12 protein-coding genes are annotated in these 13,790 nt (G+C 37.1%); 4 read left to right on the top strand and 8 right to left on the bottom strand.

The window, feature by feature from the left end:
• The 3 genes from porZ to FTRAC_RS11220 form a co-directional block, all read right to left on the bottom strand.
• Entirely contained in the window at window positions 1–2,163 is a 2,163-nt protein-coding gene (porZ, locus tag FTRAC_RS11210) for a type IX secretion system anionic LPS delivery protein PorZ (protein WP_013454367.1), read from the bottom strand.
• Between the two features lie 268 nt (window positions 2,164–2,431).
• On the bottom strand, window positions 2,432–3,010 hold the full coding sequence (locus FTRAC_RS11215; protein ID WP_013454368.1) for a thymidine kinase: 579 nt from the start codon (window positions 3,008–3,010) through the stop codon (window positions 2,432–2,434).
• Between the two features lie 153 nt (window positions 3,011–3,163).
• A complete protein-coding gene (locus tag FTRAC_RS11220) occupies window positions 3,164–3,487 on the bottom strand; it encodes a 2Fe-2S iron-sulfur cluster-binding protein (protein WP_013454369.1) in 324 nt (107 codons plus the stop codon).
• A 32-nt stretch (window positions 3,488–3,519) separates the two neighbouring features.
• On the opposite strand from FTRAC_RS11220, the gene FTRAC_RS11225 reads away from it, so the two are divergent.
• From FTRAC_RS11225 to FTRAC_RS11240, 4 genes are all read left to right on the top strand, one after another.
• Window positions 3,520–4,476: a hypothetical protein gene (locus FTRAC_RS11225; RefSeq protein WP_013454370.1), complete on the top strand. Its 957-nt coding sequence runs from the start codon at window positions 3,520–3,522 to the stop codon at window positions 4,474–4,476.
• A gap of 85 nt (window positions 4,477–4,561) precedes the next feature.
• Window positions 4,562–5,722 (top strand): imelysin family protein, encoded by a 1,161-nt coding sequence (locus FTRAC_RS11230; RefSeq protein WP_013454371.1) that lies wholly within the window; start codon window positions 4,562–4,564, stop codon window positions 5,720–5,722.
• 16 nt (window positions 5,723–5,738) lie between these two features.
• Window positions 5,739–7,127, top strand: coding sequence for a di-heme oxidoreductase family protein (locus tag FTRAC_RS11235; protein WP_013454372.1), 1,389 nt, complete (start codon window positions 5,739–5,741; stop codon window positions 7,125–7,127).
• 1 nt (window position 7,128) lies between these two features.
• Complete coding sequence (locus FTRAC_RS11240) at window positions 7,129–8,181, top strand: imelysin family protein (RefSeq protein ID WP_013454373.1); 1,053 nt, start codon at window positions 7,129–7,131, stop codon at window positions 8,179–8,181.
• A gap of 2 nt (window positions 8,182–8,183) precedes the next feature.
• Here FTRAC_RS11240 and rodA read toward each other — a convergent pair whose 3' ends face one another.
• The 5 genes from rodA to FTRAC_RS11265 form a co-directional block, all read right to left on the bottom strand.
• Complete coding sequence (gene rodA, locus FTRAC_RS11245; RefSeq protein ID WP_013454374.1) at window positions 8,184–9,452, bottom strand: rod shape-determining protein RodA; 1,269 nt, start codon at window positions 9,450–9,452, stop codon at window positions 8,184–8,186.
• Window positions 9,449–11,260: a penicillin-binding protein 2 gene (gene mrdA, locus FTRAC_RS11250; protein ID WP_013454375.1), complete on the bottom strand. Its 1,812-nt coding sequence runs from the start codon at window positions 11,258–11,260 to the stop codon at window positions 9,449–9,451. Before mrdA ends, rodA begins: the two co-directional genes overlap by 4 nt.
• Window positions 11,257–11,778: a hypothetical protein gene (locus FTRAC_RS11255; protein WP_013454376.1), complete on the bottom strand. Its 522-nt coding sequence runs from the start codon at window positions 11,776–11,778 to the stop codon at window positions 11,257–11,259. The genes mrdA and FTRAC_RS11255 overlap by 4 nt, the downstream gene beginning before the upstream one ends.
• A complete protein-coding gene (gene mreC, locus FTRAC_RS11260) occupies window positions 11,768–12,604 on the bottom strand; it encodes a rod shape-determining protein MreC (RefSeq protein WP_013454377.1) in 837 nt (278 codons plus the stop codon). The genes FTRAC_RS11255 and mreC overlap by 11 nt, the downstream gene beginning before the upstream one ends.
• 106 nt (window positions 12,605–12,710) lie before the next feature.
• Window positions 12,711–13,739, bottom strand: coding sequence for a rod shape-determining protein (locus FTRAC_RS11265; RefSeq protein ID WP_013454378.1), 1,029 nt, complete (start codon window positions 13,737–13,739; stop codon window positions 12,711–12,713).
• Between the last annotated feature and the right edge of the window lie 51 nt (window positions 13,740–13,790).

A 13,790-nucleotide genomic window follows, 5' to 3' on the forward strand; every position in this document is an offset into this window, starting at 1 on the left:
TTATGGAGTTAGCGCAAATTTTGTCCGATAGGTTTCCGTGCCATCTGCATTGATAGAGAAAACCAAATAGACTCCGCTTTTGGCTCTAAAGCCTGAATAATTCCCCAAATCCCAAGAAAATGTACCTCCATTTGCTTTTCCTTTATGAATTAGATTTCCTGCAATATCGGTTATCATCACTTCATTATTATAGGCTAAACCTCGAATAGTGACCGTTTTATCAGCTGATAGCCTTACAGGATTTGGAAATACCTCCACATCGGTATGGACTGCACCCGCGCGGGTGGCATCCGTTCTATATGAAAGAAATTGGGATGATGAACTTATGAAAAGCTCCCCATTTAAAGGGTTAACCACCATTTGTTGGACATTGGTATTCACAATAGGGCTGTTTGACCTTCTCAAATGCACAATATTTCGTTCCGTATTTTCATCAAAAAGCCATAAACCATCTCTTGTACTCATCCATTTTCTATTACCACCATCAATTGTAATATGATTGACAGGAATTCCGTCAAACAAGAAAAATCCTTCAAAAATTGGCTGCGAAGCATCGACATTATCTCCTTCTAAAACTCCTTGAAAGCGATTGAAAAATGCTACTCCACTTTCAGTAGCTATCCATAATTGTCCGTTTAAATCCATCGCCAAATCCTTAATTCGATTATTAGGTAAATTTCCATTTCCTAAAACCGTATTTAACCTTCTTTCCAAACCACTTTCAGGATTGAAAACATATAATCCAAAATTAGTCGCAAGGTAATGATCTCCATTTGAGACTATCAAATAATCATTAATAGTGCTGTTGGCAGCTAAATTCATTTCTACCAACTCTTCATTTTCAGGATTGAAAAGCCCATATAAATTACCCTCCGTTTTCACCAATGCCCAATAGCTCGCTTGTGGACTTTCCGCTAAGCTGACCCAATCAGTAATAATTGGATCTTCTAAATTCAATTGGCTTATATTTTCAGTATCCCAGCTATACAATCCATCAGTTTCGCTAAGGAAAATACCATTTCCAGAAATCAAATCTAAAGCTACATCTCTGAAAATGGGCAAATCCTGGCCTTCTGAATCTGAGCCTGTATAGATCCATCTGCCATTTTCAAAATAGGAAAAACCTCCTACATTTTCTGCTAAATGAAAAGTGAATTGCTCTAGCTGATGAAGGCTTTGGGTTTTGCCTTTTGGTCCTTGAGGTGTTAATCTTTCAGTTGCTCCATCTTGGTAGCGGATTAAACCTGAGTTGTCATCTGCAAGAAAAAATTGGTTTTCAATAAAACTAAAATCGTTAATTTGATTTGCTTCAGAAACTGAGAATGCTAGTTCAAAATTGTTTCCATTCAACTGGAAAAGCTGATTGGAAGAAGAAAGGTATAATTGATTATTGACTGCATTTATTTGTTGAATTGGCTCGTTTGATCCAAAAACACTTTGCCATTCATTATTTTGAAACCGATAAATACTGTCATTATTTGCCAAGCCGTAGAGATTCCCCTGGTGAAAAACCGTTTGCAAAAGTGCTGCTCCTGAGTTGCCAATAGAATCTCTATTCCAATTCTGAAAATCCTTGAGATTGATATTTCCGGATAAATCTCCAGTCAATAATCCTTCGGCAGTACTCAAGTAAAGTTTTTCATTATCAGTGCTAATTCCATGAATAGCAATTCTTTCTCCATCCTCGCCCAAATTCTGAAAAGCATCTATCAATTCATTTTCTTTGATGTTATATAAAACCACTCCAAAATCTGTAGCCAGATAAATAATCTCCTCCCCAATTACCGCCTCGTTTATTTTCTTATCTCCTCTTAATTCTGATTGGAAAATATCTTCAAAAGTGGAGATGCTAAGCGCTTCATCCATTACATCTACCAAACCATCTTGATAGCCAATCAGCAATAATTCACCAACCACTTCCAGCATGCTGATGTTGATACTACTTAAGCCATCTGTTGTGTTTAGTGTGTTAAGACTACCATCTTCTCTGTCAAAATAAAAAAGCCCGTTATTAGTGGCACAGAAAACCTTATTATCAAAAATAGCTGTCTTCTGAGCTGTGGAATAATCTGCATGATTTCTCCAGCTTCCCATAGGGATATCCTGAGCGGAGAGGCTCCATGAAAAGAAGATAAGTAATAAATAAGAAACTGATTTGAGCATGGTTCTTTTAATGCATTGAATTATGTTTTCAAATATAAGGATTGGTAGCTAAGATATTGGCCCCCTAGCCCAAAAAGACCCCGTTTTATTTTCCGCCAACTGGCGGAGAAAAGCGCACAGAAATAATTACGATTTTTAATTTGATACTGAATAATGTTAGTAAATTTTTGAAATAATATTTAGATTATTAAGATGAAGTTTAGTGTTTTCTGCTGATGTAAATCTGTGGGGAACATCCCCCTTTGTGGGATTATAGGGGGCTGGCGGGCTAGGGGGCATTAAAACACTTCCTACACCTAGGCTCATATTTATCCTTTTCCCCCAACATCACTTTTTGTTTTTCTTCGCTCAAGCGGTAAGAGTAGGAGGCAATACCTCCACATTTTACGCAGATGGCGTGCACCTTAGTGACATATTCTGCAATAGCCATCAATTCAGGCATAGATCCAAATGCTTTTCCGCTAAAATCCATATCCAAACCTGCTATGATGACTCTTTTTCCTTGATCTGCTAAAGTATTTACTACATTCACAATCTCTGCATCAAAAAATTGAGCTTCATCAATGCCTACTACTTCAGAATTTCCTGAGAACAATAAAATATCTTCTGCGAAATCAACAGGAGTAGATCGAATTTTGGTTTTGTTGTGCGAAACCACTTCGGATTCATCGTAGCGAGTATCTAGTTTAGGCTTGAAAATTTCGATTTTTTGCTTGGCTATAAGCGCTCGGTTAAGCCTTCGGATAAGCTCTTCTGTTTTTCCGCTAAACATAGAACCACAAATCAGTTCTATCCAACCTTTCCCCTTACCGCCTTCTTCTCTTCCTATATGTGGTTCTACAAACATATTTTTAATTGCTATTGCTCTGTGTTAAACTAATTACTGGTTGGTGTGCCACTGACCAAGGTCTAAGGTTGCAGTGGTGTTCCCGTTGTTGGTGTGCCACCAACCACCATACTCACCCTCTTTAGGTGTTTTCCCCTAAAGGATGATGGCATTTCAATCCGAATATTCCATATGCGGAAATTTATTATGTTCCGCTACTTTTATTTTAATATCGCCCAAAACTACTGCCTGACATGCCAATCTTTCATTATCTGCCAATCTTTTCTGATTTCTAAACTTTTCTTCAGCAGCCGTTAATTCTCCCAAGTTTTCCATCCCTTCTTCCACTATCATTTTGCAAGTGGTGCACCTCCCTTTTTTCCCACAGGCATGCATCCAATCGATAAAGTTTTCGTGTATAATCTCTAACGCTCTTTTTTCTGTGCTATTAGTGATTATCTTGCGTTTATAAAGATTAGATATTTCTATTTCGGGCATAAGAATAAATTGCAAAAAAAGTAAATTAAATAATGGAGAGCAAATTAAATCATCAGGCAATTGATGCTTACAGCAAAGCCTTGGCAAAACAACTGAGTCAATCTTTCTTCAGTAATTCATCTCACATCAGCGGAAAGGAAATTTTAGAGCTGAGCCCCAACAAACAAATTAATTTGATGGTGCTCAAAAATCTTTTCAGAAAATGGAAAAAGGAGAATGCAAAATTGCAAAGCCCGTATTTCGATTACCATAGTGCTGAGGTGAAAAAAGCCATGAAAGATTTCATGAATACGCTCTCCCGCCATATTCATGTTAAAAAAGAGCATTTCGAACCTCTATTAAAAGAATCCATCAAAGATAGCGTTTTGTTGGCTTTCTCTCCCTATGATTTCTATTCAAAGGAAATTAACCAAAGGGATGACAGCCGATTACGATTATCCGATTTGAAAGATTTGAAAAAATATATCAAGTTCAATGACTTCCTTCTGGATGGATTAATTGAGCATTTCGAGTCGCATAAAGAAGATGTGGTTTTCAATGATACTGCTTTTGAGCTGTTCAATGAAGTTTGCAGTAATTCAGAAGAACAACCAGCCGATATTCAACCTCTTTTAGCTGAATTCTCCAAAACATTGCCGCTTTCTCTTGCAGATATTTATTTGGAAGAAGAAAAAGTGGAAGCTGGCATGCTTAATGACTCCTTACAAAGCAAGGACAAACAAACCCTTGCCGATAAACTTGCCAAAAGTGGTGGGAAAAGCATAATGAAAATGCTGACCCTCAACCAACGATTTATGTTTGTCAACGAATTATTCGAAGGCAATCAAAATCAATTTCTATCTGCTGTGGAGCAAATAGATGGGATGGACAGCTATAAAGAAGCCTCCACCCATGTCAAAAAATCATTTGCTGACAAATACGATTGGGATATGGAAACTGAGGAAGTGCAGGAATTTATGGAGTTGGTAGAGAAGCGCTTTGGAGCATAAAGAGCTTTAAACATTATTGTGAACTTCATTTCTTTTCAAAACATTCTGTATTAGTTTTGTATTATATTTAATAAATCTAAATAAAATGAAGAGCGCTCTTTCCATAGTCATCCTGGTACTATTTCTATTTTCTTGTAGCACAAAGCAAGAAATTTCTAAAAAAGAGGTCGTAGAAAACTATGCTAACATAGTTTATGCAAATTATCTAGATGCACATGAACATGCCTTGGCATTAAGAAGGGAAATTAAACATTTTACTGAAAACCCAAGTCAAAATGGGTTTGATAGAACAAAGGAAGCTTGGCTTTTAACAAGGGAAAGTTATGGTCAAACGGAAGCTTTCCGTTTTTACGGTGGACCAATTGACGGTGAAAATGGTCCCGAAGGACAGTTGAACGCTTGGCCATTAGATGAAGCCTATATTGATTATGTTGCCTCAGAAAACAACAATGCTAACATCATCAATAGTCCGGAAACTTTTCCTGAAATAACAGCTGATTTTATTGCCTCCATGAATGAGAAAGGGAGTGAAACTAATGTAAGCTCAGGTTATCATGCTATAGAATTTTTACTGTGGGGACAGGATTTGAGCGATGGGCCTGGAGCAGGAGAAAGAAAATATACTGATTACATAGATGGAGAAGAGGCTACAGCTAAAAATGCTAACAGGAGAAAAACCTATTTATTGGAAACGGCAAACTTACTTGTCAGTGATTTGAAATCTGTAATGGAAGAATGGGCGCCTAATCAACAAAACTATAGAGCTACATTTATATCGAATCCTGATCAATCTATAGAGAAAATTGTTTCTGGTTTAGGTAAATTAAGTAAAGGTGAGTTGGCCGGAGAAAGAATGTTTGTAGCTTATGATTTAAGGTCGAAAGAAGATGAACATTCTTGTTTTAGCGATAATACTCATAGAGATATAGTAGCCAATGCTACGGGAATTCAAAATGTATATTTAGGAAAATACAAAACCTTCAGAAATGACAGTACTATTAGTGGCCCTTCTATTTATGACTTAGTAAAGCAACAGGAAGAGGCTTTAGCAGAAGAATTAAAGCAAACAATCGCTAACGGATTAGCTGACAGTAAAAAAATTGAGGCTCCTTTTGATCAACAAATAAAAAATGAGGAGGGTAGAAAACAAATTGCTAAAACAATCAGCTTATTTAGAAAACAAGGTGATTTACTGGCTGCATCTGCCAGCAAATTTGGATTTAAATTTGACCCCGAAGCTATTTAAAAATTAATCCTTTGAAATGCGCTCCATATTTTCAATTACCCTCCTTTTAGGAATCCTGAGCATATTGAATTCCTGTGACAATAAACAAACTTATGAAGCGGTGAGCGAGTCCGCTCTTTATCCGGGAGGTGATGCTACTACTGATGACTTTTCAGTGAATGCCTTTGGTCATGCTGCGCCTAATATTTCTGATGACAAACAAATGCAATTTGTGACTGGTAATGCCTTTTTCAAAAGAAATTGGGTCACAGCACCTTCTTCAACAGCCGATCTAGACGGATTAGGAGCACTTTTTAATGCCAAATCATGTTCAAGCTGTCACTTTTTGGACGGGAAAGGAGAACCTGGTTTTGAAAAAGGACAATCTTCTGCACTGCTTTTTAGGCTAAGCGTACCTGCAGAAAACAAGACTACAAAAGCAGAACCCTATTACGGAAACCAATTTAATCACCTTGCTATTTTGGGCGTAAAGGAAGAAGGTGATGTGAAAATAGAGTATAAAGAAATACAAGGTGCATATCCAGACGGGGAAACATATTCACTCAGGAAACCAATTTACTCTTTCACAAATTTGAACTATGGCGAAATGCAGGAAGATGTGATGATTTCTCCTCGAGTAGCTCCTCACATTATTGGTTTAGGACTATTGGAGGCGATAGATGAAAAGGATATCCTTGCTCTAGCCGACCCTGAAGACAAAAATAAGGACGGCATTTCCGGAAGACCCAATTATGTAAAAAATGTGGCTACTAAAAATCTGGAATTAGGAAGATTCGGGTGGAAAGCTAATGAGCCTAATGTAAAACAGCAAGTTGCAGCTGCTTTTCAAGGGGATATGGGATTAAGCAGTTCTCTGTTTTCTGAAGAAAATGAAACTAAATTACAAGCTCAGATTACCAGTACAGAAACGGGGGGAAATCCTGAAGTTTCAGATGATATATTAGAACGAGTTACGCTTTATTCACAGGTATTGGCCGTTCCGAAAAGAAGAAATGCAAATGATGATAAAATTCTATCCGGGCAAAAGATCTTTTATGAAATTGGCTGCAACAATTGTCACAACCCAAGCTTCACAACTTCCAAGCATGAGGGTATCCCAGAGTTCGATAAACAAAAAATTTACCCTTATACCGATTTGCTCTTGCACGATATGGGAGAAGATCTTGCGGATAATAGACCAGATGGAGAAGCTTCCGGAGTAGAATGGCGCACTCCACCTTTATGGGGAATTGGTTTGGTTAAAACTGTAAATGGGCATACCACATTATTGCATGACGGTAGAGCTAGAAATGTGGAGGAAGCCATTTTATGGCATGGGGGTGAAGCTGAAGAAACCAAAAACCAATTTAAAAATCTTTCGAAAACCGAAAGGGTAAATTTAGTAGCCTTTGTAAACTCTTTATAATATGCAATATATTAAAACAATAGCCTTCCTAAGCTTTATCATTTTGTCTGCCTGTACAAATACGAATCGGAATACTGATTTTGATAAAAAGCCCATGTTGGAAAATATTGCTCAAAACTTGGCAATTCCAGCTTATGAAAATAGCCTTAAATCTTTCATTTCATTAGATTCCTCCATAAGCTTACTCAAGCAAGAAGATGCAGATAAAAATTTAGCAACTGTCCAAGAGCTATGGAAAAATGCTGCAATTAGCTGGGCTGAGACTATCCCCTATCATTTTGGCCCCATCGATGAGTTGCTCATTGGCAACAACTTTCATTATTTCCCAATTGACACTTTAAAGATCAATAAAGCATTGCTAGATTTTGAAGGAAATGACCGTTTCATCAATCAATTAGGCAGTAATTTAAGAGGATTAGCAGCTTTGGAATATCTACTTTACTCAAAAGAAAACCACTTAAACCTACATACTGTCGCTTTTGCTAAGATGCTAAGTGGAAATCTGGTCAAATTAAATCAGCAACTACTAAATCAATGGAAGCCCGATTATGCACAGTCTTTTATCAGTAAGAATGGAAGTGATATAAATTCGAGTATGACACTTCTAAGCAACCAATGGATTGAACTAGTAGAAAAAATCAAAAATGATAAGATTGCTATACCCGCAGGAAAAATAGCTGGCACAAATCAAGATATAACTATACTTCAAGCTCCTTATAGCAAAATTTCGTTGATTCTTATTAAAGCAAATCTCATAGCATTGCAGCAGTCAATTAACGGTGGCGAAGGGAAAGGTGTAGATGACTATTTAACTGCTTTGGATATCAAAGACCAGGAAGGTGAGCTTTTAAGTAACAAGATCAATACTCAAATTGAATTGCTTATTCAACTCACAAATAATGAAAAAGAAGATCTAGCCAATTTGATGCAAAAGGATTCTGAAAAATTAGATGAAATTCAGCTAGAATTATTAAACCTAAGCATTCTTCTTAAAACTGATATGATGAGTCAATTAGGTTTGATTACAACCTTTAGTGATAGTGACGGAGATTAAAACTAACGAGTCAACACTTGCATCCTATGCGCATCAAGCTTTATCAGCACGAAAAGCAAAATAGTAAACGACCAAAGCGAGGAACCTCCATAACTAAAGAAAGGAAGTGGAATTCCTGCTACTGGAAATAAGCCGATGGTCATACCTATATTTATTCCGAAGTGGAAAAAAAAGATTCCTGCCACTGCATAGCCATATATTCGAGCGAAATTGGACTTTTGTCTTTCCGCTAAAAAAATAATCCTGACCATCAGAACTAAGAATAAAAATATCAACACAAAGCTGCCTGCCCAACCATGTTCTTCTCCTATGGTACAGAAAATGAAATCGGTACTTTGCTCAGGTACAAAGTCAAATTTGGTTTGGGTTCCTTCCAAGAAGCCTTTTCCGAAAGTTCCTCCTGAACCAATAGCAATTTTAGATTGGGTCACATTCCATCCATAGCCCAATGGGTCAGCATCAGGATTGACCAAAGCTTTCAGCCGATTCTGTTGGTGAGGTTTTAATACATCAGAAATCACATAATCTACACTTTGAATTACGCCTATTACTAAAACCGCAGCTAAGATAGTAATGCCTATATTTTTCAATCGCTTATTGTTAATGACAACCACAATTGTAGCTAAAACAATAACACCTATAGTTAAGTATATTTGATCAACTAGCAGGGTGAGAATAAAAATAATGGCAGCCGACAATCCGGTTATCACATAAAATGACGGAAGTCCCTCTCTATAATAAACAATGATAAAACTAATGAAAACCATGGCAGTTCCTGCGTCTCCCTGCAATACTATCAAGCCCAAAGGCACCAATACAAAAAGGGATGATTTAATCTGGTCTTTAAACCGGTCGAGACGGACATTATTACTGCTAAAATATTTGGCTACGGCCAAAGCAGTGGCAAACTTGGCAAATTCTGAAGGCTGCAATCGAACGGGGCCGAAAACAAACCAAGACTGGTTTCCTGCAATCTCAGTACCCACTAGCAGAACCAAAACCAGCAAGACTAGTACTACCGCATAAATATAATAAGCAAAGGAGTCAAAGAATTTATAGTCGAGAATCATGATAGCAATAATGATGACTAAAGAACCTGCAATCCAGATTAATTGCTTGCCTGAGTTAAGATCAAAACTGAAAATATTTTGTTCTTGTTCCACATCATACACCACAGCATAAATATTAAGCCAACCTAAAATGACCAATATAAAAAACACGGCTATCAATAACCAATCTACCCTATTCCATAAGCTATCCTGTCTTCTCATAAATTATTCAAATACGCTTTGGTCATCACATAATTTTCTACCCAAGCTCTGTTGGAAGCTACTTCCCCTTTAATATACTTTTCAATAAGCAGACCCGTTATGGCAGCGGCAACTCCACCACCCCAACCTGCATTTTCCACATATACAGAAATTGCAATTTGCGGTTTTTCTTTGGGTGCAAATGCCATAAAAGCAGAGTGATCAAAGCTGTTTTTATTCTGTACTGTTCCTGTTTTTCCTGCTATCTGGATGTCCTTTACTCTTGCTACCCGAGCTGTGCCGTCCACTATTTCTCCCATCGCATCTACTACCGTTCTAAAATGCACCGAATCAATTCCTGTTTCCTGCCGATCATATTGTAGTTTATAATAAGAATCAGGGGTATCAATTCCTTTTACCAGGTGAGGACGGATGTAATAACCTCTATTAGCTAAGATGGAAGCTAAATTGGCAACTTGCAGTGGGGTTGTTAATAGTTCTCCTTCTCCAATACTTAAAGAATATATAGTGTAGAAATTCCAATGGTCTTTTTGATAATATCTATCATAATAAGTAGGCCCCGGAACCATGCCGGAGTTTTCATTTGGGATGTCAATCCCTAATTTCCTTCCAAAACCAAAATCACTTAAATAATTGTTCCAGGTGGTTAAGCCTACTCTTGCGTCTTTATTCATGCCTTCTACCTTTCCTTGTTGAACAATCCTTTTAAAGGTTTGATAAAAATATGGATTACAAGAATATTTAATGGCATCATGAAGATCAGCATTAGTATGGGAACCGTGGCAATTAATGATCCCTCTGTTGCATACAATTCTAGTGGAAGGCGCAATTACACCTTCTTGCAAGGCAATTAATGATTGAACTAATTTAAATACAGAGCCTGGACGATATTGCGCCATGATTGGTCTGTTGAAAAGTGGATTTAGAGTATCTTTATTTAATTCACTAAAATTTTTACTATAGTTCCTCCCTGCCAATTGATTGGGATCATAGGATGGGCTGTTAACAAAAGCTAAGATTTCACCAGTAGAAGGTTCAATAGCTACTATACTTCCAACCTTATCATCCATTAGGTATTCAGCATATTTTTGCAATTCCAAATCGATGGTGGAAACCAAATTATTTCCAGGAACTGAGAGTGTATCAAATTTTCCATCATTAAAAGAGCCTTTTTCAATTCCCCTCACATTCACTAGCTTATATTTCACACCCCTTTTTCCTCTGAGTTCTTCCTCATAAGCGGCTTCTATTCCTGAAATTCCGATGAAGTCACCTTGTTTATAATAATTGGTGGTGTCTCTCTGTAATTGTCTTTTACTAACCTCACCAATATAACCCAAGCCATTTGCGAGAATTGGTTCCGGATATTTACGAACAGTACGCGCTACAGGATAAAAGCCTTTATATTCTACCAAACGGGTTTGAATTTTGGCAAATTCTTCATTGCTTAATTGTGGATAAAAAAGGGATTGCTTAATATAAGAATATCCTTTCGCCTTTTGGATTTTACTGTTGAATTCCTCTTCGGTGATATCCAATAAATTACAAAAAGCGGTCGTATCTTGAACTTCCACTTCTTTTGGCACCACCATTATGTCATAAACAGGTGTGTTATGAACAATAATCTCATTATTTCTATCAAGAATTAAGCCTCTGTATGGATATTGCACCACCTTATTAATCACATTATTTTCAGCTGCCAATTTATATCGGCTCTCCATTACCTGAATAGAGAATAACTTGACGAGGAAAATAACTCCTACTACGATAATTAAAATTTGGATGATGTACTTCCTGTTTTCTATCATGAAAACCTCCCTTTTGAATAAAATAGATATTGTAAAATCACCAACACCAATACGGTCAATAAAGTGCTCATCAACACCTTAGAAATCACATAAAAAAACATATGAAAACCTCCTGCTTCTATAAAAAACACTACGGAAAGATGTATAATTAACAAAGGCAATGCATAAGCCAGGAACCATGACAAACTTAAATCTTTAATTGAGGGGCTATCAACATTTTCATATCCTCCTCTGGGTGTAATCGCATTCAACCATATAGGGCGAATGAATGCTATCAACGTCATAGCCGCCATATGCGTTCCCAAACTATTGTAAAAAATATCAATGATAAAGCCAGTAAAAAAACCTAACAGCAAAATATTATTTCTGGAGATGCCTAATGGAAGTAAAAGCAAAAAGCCTACATAAACAAAACAGAAAGCGCGGTTGTATAACACAAAATTTTGTGCAAACAATATCTGAGAGACTACAAAAAGCACCCATATCAATATCTGCTTAAGATTATTACTACTGTTCATATTCTGTCTTTAGTTCCTGTTCCAAAGAATCTTTTTCTTGCTTCAATTTATTACCAATTACATACACATAATCGAGACTAAAGAAATCCGCAGAAAGCGCCACTTCTATATCGTAGAAAGTAGCTTCCTCATCAATTTCTACACTTTTAACCGTTCCTAGTTTTACACCTTGTGGGAAAATTGCATCATAACCTGAGCTGATCACTTGCATTCCTTCCTGCACCTTGATATGGCGAGGCACATACTTTAATGATATTTCGGTTGGATCTTCACCTGACCAGTTTGCCGTGCACAAAGTCTCTGTTTCATCTATCAATACTGAAATCAACAAGCTACTATGCAAAGCCGAATAGGCTGTGGAGAAATTAGGGGACACGCTCTTTATTTTTCCTACCACACCTTTGGGGTTGATTACGCCCATTCCTTCTTCAATCCCGTCTTCACTACCCTTATTTAAAGTAAAATAATTTCTAAATCGATGCACAGAGTTATTGACTACTTTTCCTGTGATAAATTCATACTGACCATTAAGTTCGAAAGGGATATCTGCTGAGTCTGAATCTATCTTAGCACTATCAACTGCCAGACGATTTCTTAAGCGCTCATTTTCCTCCACTAAATTTTTATTGACTTTAGCCAATTGGAAATAATCCTGTACGGCTTGCTTATTTTCATAAACATTTCCTGCAAAAGCACTGGAGCTATTAAAATAGGAAGCACTGATGTAATCATTATGATTGACTACGAGCCAACCACTAATGACTTCCAATAGCAAAAAGATAAAGAAAGCCCGATATTGATAAATAAACTGAAATAACCTACGCATTTACCTTTAGGGTTACAGGCAAAAAAATAAATTGCTTTAAAAAGGAAAAAGGAATGCCTTTGATAGGATTCCCTTTTCCAAAAATATTTTGTATTGAGTAATTCATTTAACTCATTAAAACTGCTTTGTAATGATTTAAATTTTTCAAAGCTATTCCAGTTCCACGAACTACCGCTCTCAACGGATCATCGGCTACATGAATCGGAAGCTTTGTTTTAAGTGCCAGTCTTTTATCAAGTCCTCTTAATAAAGCACCACCACCTGTTAAATGAATTCCATTATCATAAATATCGGCAGACAATTCGGGCGGTGAAATCTCCAAAGCTTTCAGCACGGCTTCTTCAATTTTTGATACCGACTTATCAATCGCAAAAGCAATCTCAGAATAAGATACTTTAATAACTTTTGGAATACCCGTCATCAAATCACGACCTCGGATTTCATAATCCTCAGGTCCGTCATCTAATTCCGTTAAAGCCGCTCCTACTTCAATTTTTATTTTCTCCGCAGAACGCTCCCCTATCAAAAGGTTATGCTGTCTACGCATATAATCTAAAATGTCTTTGGTGAAAGTATCACCTGCTACTCTGATGGATTGATCACAGACAATACCTGAAAGGGCAATAACTGCAATTTCAGTAGTTCCTCCTCCGATATCCACTACCATAGAACCAACCGGTTGCTCAATGTCAACGCCTATTCCGATACTTGCCGCAATAGGCTCATGAATCATATAAACTTCTTTTGCACCTGCATGCTCGGCTGAATCTCGAACGGCTCTTTTTTCAACCTCCGTAATACCTGAAGGAATACAAATTACCATTCTATGCGATGATGGCATGAAACTTCTTTTTCCGCCATCAATCATTTTAATCATCCCACGAATCATGTGCTCTGCAGCATGGAAATCTGCAATTACCCCATCCTTCAAAGGACGAATTGTCTTTATGTTTTCGTGAGTTTTCTCATGCATTTGCATGGCTTGGCGCCCGATGGCCAAAACTTTGTTAGTAGCTTTATCAATGGCAATGATGGAAGGTTCGTCCACCACAATTTTGTCTTTATGAATAATTAAGGTATTGGCTGTACCTAAATCTATGGCTATGTCACTTGAAAAGAAATCAAATATCCCCATGGATGTTCTTGTATAATATATTTAAAAATTTACGCTTTGGAAATTTACAAA

Origin of the sequence: Marivirga tractuosa DSM 4126 (assembly GCF_000183425.1) — a bacterium.
In the GTDB taxonomy this organism is placed as follows: Bacteria; Bacteroidota; Bacteroidia; order Cytophagales; family Cyclobacteriaceae; genus Marivirga; species Marivirga tractuosa.